The sequence below is a fragment of the Streptomyces sp. NPDC006879 genome (assembly GCF_042869595.1).
Taxonomy (GTDB): domain Bacteria; phylum Actinomycetota; class Actinomycetes; order Streptomycetales; family Streptomycetaceae; genus Streptomyces.
On the sequence record NZ_JBIAGC010000079.1, the window covers coordinates 1 to 8253 of the forward strand.

Annotated in this window: 5 protein-coding genes and 1 pseudogene; 3 read left to right on the forward strand and 3 right to left on the reverse strand. The window is 67.1% G+C overall.

Features of this window, described 5'->3' with window-relative positions:
* Window positions 1-482: 482 nt before the first annotated feature.
* Window positions 483-2390, reverse strand: a complete 1908-nt coding sequence (locus ACFYMC_RS29200; RefSeq protein WP_388531005.1) for a recombinase family protein — start codon at window positions 2388-2390, stop codon at window positions 483-485.
* A gap of 13 nt (window positions 2391-2403) precedes the next feature.
* A pseudogene (locus tag ACFYMC_RS29205) lies at window positions 2404-2538 on the reverse strand (DUF6912 family protein); the annotation flags it as partial.
* A 278-nt stretch (window positions 2539-2816) separates the two neighbouring features.
* Here ACFYMC_RS29205 and ACFYMC_RS29210 point away from each other — a divergent pair.
* Window positions 2817-3233: an Rv3235 family protein gene (locus ACFYMC_RS29210; protein WP_388531008.1), complete on the forward strand. Its 417-nt coding sequence runs from the start codon at window positions 2817-2819 to the stop codon at window positions 3231-3233.
* 83 nt (window positions 3234-3316) lie between these two features.
* On the opposite strand, the gene secA is transcribed toward ACFYMC_RS29210, so the two are convergent.
* Window positions 3317-6112, reverse strand: coding sequence for a preprotein translocase subunit SecA (gene secA / locus ACFYMC_RS29215; RefSeq protein ID WP_388531011.1), 2796 nt, complete (start codon window positions 6110-6112; stop codon window positions 3317-3319).
* Between the two features lie 231 nt (window positions 6113-6343).
* Between secA and ACFYMC_RS29220 the strand changes: the two genes are divergently transcribed.
* Together ACFYMC_RS29220 and ACFYMC_RS29225 are read left to right on the forward strand one after the other, a co-directional pair.
* Entirely contained in the window at window positions 6344-6919 is a 576-nt protein-coding gene (locus ACFYMC_RS29220) for a GNAT family N-acetyltransferase (protein ID WP_388531014.1), read from the forward strand.
* A gap of 55 nt (window positions 6920-6974) precedes the next feature.
* Window positions 6975-8147 (forward strand): winged helix-turn-helix domain-containing protein, encoded by a 1173-nt coding sequence (locus tag ACFYMC_RS29225; protein ID WP_388531017.1) that lies wholly within the window; start codon window positions 6975-6977, stop codon window positions 8145-8147.
* Window positions 8148-8253: the final 106 nt, after the last annotated feature.

The following is an 8253-nucleotide window of genomic DNA, read 5'->3' on the forward strand; positions in this document are numbered from 1 at the left end:
ACCTCAAGGGTTTTCGAGAGGTTATGAGACGGGTTTTGCTACACGGTTTCGGGCGACTGAGGCGGTCGGTGAGACCGTCTCAATAACCATCGTTTGTGGACACCTGCTTCAGTGGTCACGGAGAGCGACGCGCCCCCTTCTTGCGCGCCCCGTGTTCGGTGGGGGTGCCGGTCGGGGGGTGACGAGTGACGGTTGTGACCCCTGTTTGGCATTGCGGCCATAAAGGGAGTTGTTGTTGATGTATGCATGGAACAGAACTACTCGTCATTTCGTCACTCGTCACCACTGTGGTGTACACCTAGTGATGATTGAGGGGGATTGGTTACGTAGGGTGACGCCTCGCCTGCCTGCGCCTGCTCGCTGACACAGCGCTACCGCGCGGCTCGCTCAGGAGCAGAATGGCTGTACGCCGCCAGGGACGCCGAACGGCCCGCCACCAGGTTTCCCCAGCAACGGGCCGTGAACGGCGCTCAGGTAGGCCGTCAGACGGCTTCAGGGGCTCCCTGTGCCCCTTCGAGCGTCAGCGGCTCATCGTCGTCTTCGTCTTCCTGCTTGGTCGGCTGTGCCCACTGGAACGTCACCCGGAGCTCAATGGGGGTTGCCTTTGGGCCGGACTGCGGGTTAGCCGGTTGGTGGATGGTGACCCCGTCCAGCCAAAGGGACAGGAACTCACGGCGCTTGATAAGTCCCCATTGGGACCACGGGGATTTGGGCCCGATCGGGTCGCCCGTGTTTGTGTCGGACCACTGGTCAATAGGCATCACGATGCGTTCCGTCTGGTCCTCCTCCAAGCGCTCTATCTGCTCTTGGCATCGCGCCTGAGTGGCCAGCATCGCGGACACGGCGTTACGCCACGCTTTCTTGCCCTCAGGACCCTTATAGAGAGCACGCTCTTCGTAGAGGTCCGTAAGGCTCTGTTGCGTGTACGCCAACTGCGCCTTGAACTCATCCAGCTTGCGGCCGGTGTCGCTGGTGTCCGTCTGTGCGGCGAACCGGCGGGCGGCTTCGCGGGCAAGGGTCAAGTCGTCTGCGTCTTCGGTGTCTATGGCGAGCATGCGCGCAAAGACCCGGCGGGCCACGTACTCATCAAGAGACTCTGCCTGAATGGCATTCGCAGTGTGGCCGTTGCCGAGTGCCTTTCGGGAGTCTGCGGTACGGCTGCACCGGTAATACGGGCTTCGGCTTGCCGATGGCTTCCCGGAGTAGGTGTGAAATGCCCCGCATTCACAGCGGGCGAAGTTCCACCCGCTGAGTAGCGTTCGCGTAGTCCCGTCCACTTGCTTGCCCTTCTTTCCAGCAACCCCCAGGGTGTTTTGGAGCCGGTACCACTTCGCGGCGGTGATGATGCCCTCATGAACGTGCATGGGGGTTCCGTCGTCACCTAGCCGTAGTTCGTAGTGATATACGCCCACCTTGTCAGCAGCCATTCCGGCAATTCGCGGATCTCGCAAGATTCGGTGGACTTGCGACGACGACCAGTGCGGCGGAGCCGCCTTGACCTTAGTCCGGTGGCCGTTAAACTTGCGCCCCTCGTTCACCTTGCGTTGTGCCGGAGTGGGGATTCCCTCAGCGTTCAGCCATTCGGCAATCTTGCCGGGGGACCTTCCGGGAATATCCTTGTCCGGGTTCCCCATGGCCATTTCGACCATGCGACGCACGGTGTCAGCTTCGGTCCACGCGCGGAACCAAAAATCATCTTCCGGTACGAGCTTGACCCACGAAACACCGTTGACAGTCTTTGCCTTGACGCTTCGCATTCCGAACGGCGCGGAACCTGCGAGATGCCCACCGGCTTGCCGGGCGAGTTCCCGAGCATTCGTGATGAATGCCGATTTATTGTCGCTCTCCTGCTTCGCAAGACCGGCGATAATCGCGAAGATGCCGATTCCGATAGCATCAGAAGTATCAAGGTACGGTTCCTGAACGCTGACGAGCGTTACACCGTTCTTACGCATTTCGGCTTCAATTTCGAGAGCGTCTATTGCGCCCTGGCGAGTGAGGCGGGAAAGGGCAAAGATCACGACCACATCGCACTTCTTCGCGCGGACCCATTCCATCATTTCGTCAAAGCCGGTCCGCTTGACGCGAGGGTCCCAACCCGACTTTCCGGCATCCGTAAAGCACGCAACCGGGTTGTAGCTGCGGGCTTGGCACAGACCCTCACCGGCCGTCTTTTGCATCTGCGGTGAGGCATTCGAGCCGTCTTCGTTGAGCTTGGACTGACGGCAGTAGATGACCGCACGGGGCCAGTTGGCCGGGGGCGGACCGACCGGCGGATAGATGAACCGGTGTGGGGTCTCCCAACCGGGGGGTAGGGGTGCCGGTTCAGGCTTGCGGGGGCGGGTGGTCTTAAAGGTGGCGGGTATGTCGCCTTCGCGCTGTGGACTCATGTTGAGTACAAGTGTCACACTCATCCGAGACGTACCACTCGCGCAACCCGGGGGTGACCGCATAGGCGCGCAGCGGGACGGGGCCCAGCCCGCCCGCCTTGTGCGCCTCGGCGAGCCCGGTGAGGGTCAGGGGGACGTACACGCGCATGGCCGACTGCTTTCCGTAAGGAGGGAGACGGGATCAGGATACGGCGGCGGGTCCCCCTTCGGGGTGCGGGTCACCACTCCTGCGGCGTCCACTCCCCGACGCCCCGTCGTGGCAGGTGGGGGCAGGTCCGGCGCCGGGTTCACCCTGATAGGGGAACCGTCACGGCCGCCCCGAGCTCGCACGGGCGCCTTGCACACCCCGACGTTGCGGCCGTAGAAGATCCCCAACCAAGTTACCGCCCGGTACTAGCCGGGCCCGCTCCTCTGGGGACGAACCAAATGGACAGGACCCGGCCCGTCGGGCGGCGCGACCAACGCCACCCAGCCCCCTCCGCCCCCACCAGCACACCTCGGGTACCGCGCCAGATCCAGCCCCACCACTGGTTCGCCGAACGGCTCCTCGCGGTCCTCAGCGGGCAGCGACCGGTGCACTGGATGCTCGGCCACACCATCGGCGAGGCGTACGAGCAACTGCTCCAGCTGGCCCCCATGGCGCCCCTCCTCACCGCCGGCAAGCAGCGCCCCGTGCTCCGCTACTGCGATATGGCCCGCCCTACCGACCACGTCATCGAGGCCTTCGCGCGCATCGATGCCGGCGACCGGGTGCGGGCCATGGCCTTCCGACTCGAGCAGGGCCCCGACCTGCGCTGGCGTTGTGCCGCGGTGGAACTCGGCGGGGAGCGGGTCCCCCGGTGAGCAGCCGTCCGGGGACCTCACACGGCCGGGGCCGGGTACCCAGTGGTACCCGGCCCCGGCCGATGGCGTGCGCAGCCCGCCGCCTACTGCTTGCGTCGACGGCCTCCCGCGCGCTGCGCCTTGCGGCGCTCCGCCCGCGTCAGACCTTCACCGGAGGCCGGCTGGCCGTCACTGTCGAAGTCGCCTTCGACCACGCCGCCCTCGCCGTCCACGGTCGGCGCGGAGAAGTGCAGGCGGTCCGGCCGCTGGGGGGCGTCCAGGCCCTTGGCGCGGATCTCCGGGCGGGCCTCCTCCTTGGCCAGCGAGGTGCGCTCGCCCGCCTCCTGCACCGGCACCTCCTCGACCTGCTGCTCGACCTGGACCTCCAGGTTGAACAGGTAGCCGACCGACTCCTCCTTGATGCCTTCCATCATGGCGTTGAACATGTCGAAGCCCTCGCGCTGGTACTCGACCAGCGGGTCCTTCTGCGCCATGGCCCGCAGGCCGATGCCCTCTTGGAGGTAGTCCATCTCGTAGAGGTGCTCACGCCACTTGCGGTCCAGGACCGACAGGACCACGCGGCGCTCAAGCTCGCGCATGATGTCGGAGCCGAGCTGCTTCTCCCGGGAGTCGTACTGCTCGTAGATGTCGTCCTTGATCGACTCGGCGATGAACTCGGCGGTGATGCCGGCCCGGTCCCCGGCGGCGTCCTCCAGCTCCTCGATGGTTGCCTGCACCGGGTAGAGCTGCCGGAAGGCGCCCCACAGCCGCTCCAGGTCCCACTCCTCCGCGAAGCCCTCCACGGTCTCGGCCTGGATGTACGCGTCGATGGTGTCGTCCATGAAGTGACGCACCTGCTCGTGCAGGTCCTCGCCCTCCAGGACGCGGCGGCGCTCGCGGTAGATGACCTCGCGCTGGTTGTTGAGCACCTCGTCGTACTTCAGGACGTTCTTGCGGGTCTCGAAGTTCTGCTGCTCGACCTGGGACTGCGCGGAGGCGATCGCCCGGGTGACCATCTTGTTCTCGATCGGCACCTCGTCGGGAACGTTCGCCATCGCCATGACGCGCTCGACCATCTGCGCCTTGAACAAGCGCATCAGGTCGTCGCCCAGCGACAGGTAGAAGCGGGACTCGCCCGGGTCGCCCTGGCGGCCGGAACGACCGCGCAGCTGGTTGTCGATCCGACGCGACTCGTGACGCTCGGTACCCAGCACGTAGAGGCCACCGAGCTCCTTGACCTCTTCGAACTCGGCCTTGACCGCGGCCTCGGCCCGCTCCAGCGCCTGCGGCAGCGCCTGCGCCCACTCCTCCACGTGCTCGACCGGGTCCAGGCCGCGCTGGCGCAGCTCGGCCTCCGCGAGGTCGTCCGGGTTTCCGCCGAGCTTGATGTCGGTACCACGGCCGGCCATGTTGGTCGCCACGGTGACGGCGCCCTTGCGGCCCGCCTGGGCGACGATGACGGCCTCGCGGTCGTGCTGCTTGGCGTTGAGGACCTCGTGCTGCACCCCGCGCTTGTTCAGCTGCTGCGAGAGGTACTCGGACTTCTCGACCGAGGTGGTGCCGACCAGGATCGGCTGGCCCTTCTCGTGCTTCTCGGCGATGTCGTCCACCACGGCGGCGAACTTGGCGATCTCGGTCCGGTAGATCAGGTCGGCCTGGTCCTTGCGGACCATCGGCCGGTTCGTCGGGATGGGCACGACACCCAGCTTGTAGATCTGGTGGAACTCGGCGGCTTCGGTCATGGCCGTACCGGTCATGCCGGAGAGCTTGGAGTACAGGCGGAAGAAGTTCTGCAGGGTGATCGTGGCGAGGGTCTGGTTCTCGTCCTTGATGTCCACCCCTTCCTTCGCCTCGATCGCCTGGTGCATGCCCTCGTTGTAACGGCGACCGGCGAGGATACGGCCGGTGTGCTCGTCGACGATCATGACCTCGCCGTCGATGACGACGTAGTCCTTGTCCTTCTTGAACAGCTCCTTGGCCTTGATGGCGTTGTTCAGGTAGCCGACCAGTGGAGTGTTGACGGACTCGTAGAGGTTGTCGATGCCCAGCCAGTCCTCGACCTTGGCCACGCCGGCCTCGTGGATGGCGACCGTGCGCTTCTTCTCGTCGACCTCGTAGTCGCCGGTCTCCTCGATACCCTTGAGCGGGTTACCGGGCTCACCCTTGCCGAGTCGGGTGACGAGCTTGGCGAAGTCGCCGTACCACTTGGTGGCCTGATCCGCCGGGCCGGAGATGATCAGCGGGGTACGGGCCTCGTCGACGAGGATCGAGTCGACCTCGTCGACCACGGCGAAGTTGTGGCCCCGCTGGACCAGCTCGTCCTTCGACCAGGCCATGTTGTCGCGCAGGTAGTCGAAGCCGAACTCGTTGTTCGTGCCGTAGGTGATGTCGCAGGCGTACTGCTCACGGCGCTGGGCCGGAGTCATGTTCGCCAGGATGCAGCCGACCTGAAGGCCGAGGAACTTGTGGACGCGGCCCATCATCTCGGAGTCACGCTCGGCCAGGTAGTCGTTCACCGTGATCAGGTGGACGCCCTTGCCGGACAACGCATTGAGGTAGGCGGGCAGGGTGCCGACGAGGGTCTTGCCCTCACCGGTCTTCATCTCGGCGACGTACCCGAGGTGGAGGGCGGCGCCGCCCATGAGCTGCACGTCGTAGTGACGCTGGCCGAGGACGCGCTTGGCCGCCTCACGGACGGTCGCGAAGGCCTCGGGGAGCAGGTCGTCGAGGGACTCGCCCTGCTCGAACCGCTCCCGGTACTCATCGGTGAGCGCCCGCAACTCGGCGTCGGAGAGGTTGACGAAATCCTCTTCGATGGAGTTGACCTGGTCCGCGATGCGGTGCAGTTTGCGCAGGATCTTGCCTTCGCCTGCACGCATGAGCTTGTTGAAGACGGACACTGAGGCTGGTCTCCTTGCCGGTCGGGCCTGGCACTGGTTTCGTACGCGGGCACGGCAGGTGGTCCCCACCGCAACGGCCATCGTAAGCGAGGACCCGGCCGCGTCGGGAGGTCCGCCGTCTCGCAGGGTTCTGCGGACGCCCTGCATGGAGAACGGGTCGGAAGCTCGGAAGGTGCCGCTCTCCCCCGAAAAGTGTTCGCACGACCCACCCGGCACGGCCACAATCCGCGGATGGAACCGATCACGCTGACCACCGCCCGTCTGACGCTGCGCCCCTTGCGGAGCGAGGACGCCGGGCCCGTCCACGCGGCCTGCCAGGACCCCGACATCCAGCGCTGGACCGCCGTCCCCTCCCCCTACCGGCAGGAGCACGCCGAGGACTTCGTCCGGCGCGTCGCACCGGGCGGCTGGCGCACGGACAGCGAGTACGTCTTCGCGATCCTGCTCGGCGGCCCGACCGGCCCGCTCGTCGGAGCCACCGGACTGCACCGGCGCTCCCCGGGGTCACTGGAGATCGGCTACTGGGCCGCCCCTGAACACCGCGGCCACGGCTACCTGACCGAAGCCGTCGCCGCCGCCAGCCGGTGGGCCTTCACCGAGTTGGGCTGCGGGCGGGTGGAATGGCGGGCGGAGGCGGGCAACGAGGCCTCCCGCGCCGTAGCCGAGAGGATCGGGTTCCGCTTCGAGGGCACGCTGCGCGGGGCCCTGGAACATCGCGGCACCACACGGGACTGCTGGGTGGGCGGGCTACTCCCCAGCGATCTGGGGCTGACGGCGACACTTCCGTACCTCCCGGCCCGCAGCTGACCCATGCCGCCCACCCACCCCCTCACTGTCAGTGCGGCGTCCTAGGGTCTGCGCCATGACGCCCTCCCCGCCGACCACCACCGCCCTGTCCGCCATCGAAGCCCGCCGGCTGGCCCTGCGCGCACAGGGCCTCATGGGCGCGCCGGACCGGCGCGCCGGGGTGCGCGGGGTCCTGCGCAACCTCGGCGCCGTGCAGTTGGACACGATCTCGGTGCTGGCCCGGTCCCACGAGCTGGTCCCCTACGCACGGTTGGGCGCGGTGGGCCGCACCGAGGTGGAGCAGGCGTACTGGAGCGGCGGTCACGCCTTCGAGTACTGGTCGCACGCGGCCTGCATCCTGCCCGTCGAGGAGTGGCCACACTTCGCCTTCCGCCGCCGCGCCTACCGGTCCCGACCGCACTGGAACCACCCGCTGCCCGAGGGCGCGTATGAGAACGTGATCCGGCGGCTGCGTGCCGAGGGGCCGCTCACCGCCACCGAGCTGGGCGGGGCGAAGAAGACCAGCGATTGGTGGGACTGGTCGGGGACGAAGGTCGCCGTCGAGCGGGCGTTGATGTACGGGGAAGTGGTGTGCGCCGAGCGGCGCGGCTGGAAGCGGGTCTACGACCTGGCGGAGCGGGCCGTACCGTCACGGCTGTTGCACGATCAACTGGACGATGCCGAGTGCCTGCGCCGGCTGGTGGCGTTGGCCGGCCAGGCATTGGGCGTCGCGACCCGCGCCGATCTGGCGGACTACCACCGCCTGCGTGGTGCGCAGGTCGACGCGGTGGTCGCCGATTCCGGTCTGGTGCCCGTCACGGTGCAGGGCTGGGACAAGCCGGCCTGGGCGGATCCACGGGCGCTCGCGGCCGAACCGCGCGGTCGCCACCGCTGCACGCTGCTGTCGCCCTTCGACTCGCTGATCTGGGACCGTTCACGCACCGAGCGGGTCTTCGGTTTCGCCCACCGACTGGAGGCGTACCTCCCCAAGCCCCGACGGGTGCACGGTTACTTCGCCATGCCCCTGCTCGCCGGCGGGCAACTGGTGGGTCGGGTGGATCCAGCGCGCGAGGGCAGCACTCTGGTGGCCCGTCAGCTCTCTCTGTCCGAAGCGAAGTTCGCACCCGCCATGGCCCGAGCGCTGGCCGAGGCGGCGAGCTGGGTGGGGTGTGAGTCGGTACGGGTCGAGCGGGCGCAGTCCGCGGCGGAGGCCACCGCCGTCACCGCCGAACTGGCGGCGCTGCGCTGAGGCGAGCCCCGGGGGGGGGGTGCCTCTATGTCTTTCGTCAAGGCGCCTGTGTGGGGTTTGGGGTGGTTCGGGGTTGCTGGGGTTATGCGGCGAGTTCGACGTCTTT

What these genes read in the sequence shown, in the direction of transcription:
- ACFYMC_RS29220 (WP_388531014.1), top strand. Translation starts at nt 6,344, where the DNA reads ATGGAACCGATCACGCTGACCACCGCCCGTCTGACGCTGCGCCCCTTG.
- ACFYMC_RS29200 (WP_388531005.1), bottom strand. Translation starts at nt 2,390, where the DNA reads ATGAGTCCACAGCGCGAAGGCGACATACCCGCCACCTTTAAGACCACC.
- ACFYMC_RS29225 (WP_388531017.1), top strand. Translation starts at nt 6,975, where the DNA reads ATGACGCCCTCCCCGCCGACCACCACCGCCCTGTCCGCCATCGAAGCC.
- ACFYMC_RS29210 (WP_388531008.1), top strand. Translation starts at nt 2,817, where the DNA reads ATGGACAGGACCCGGCCCGTCGGGCGGCGCGACCAACGCCACCCAGCC.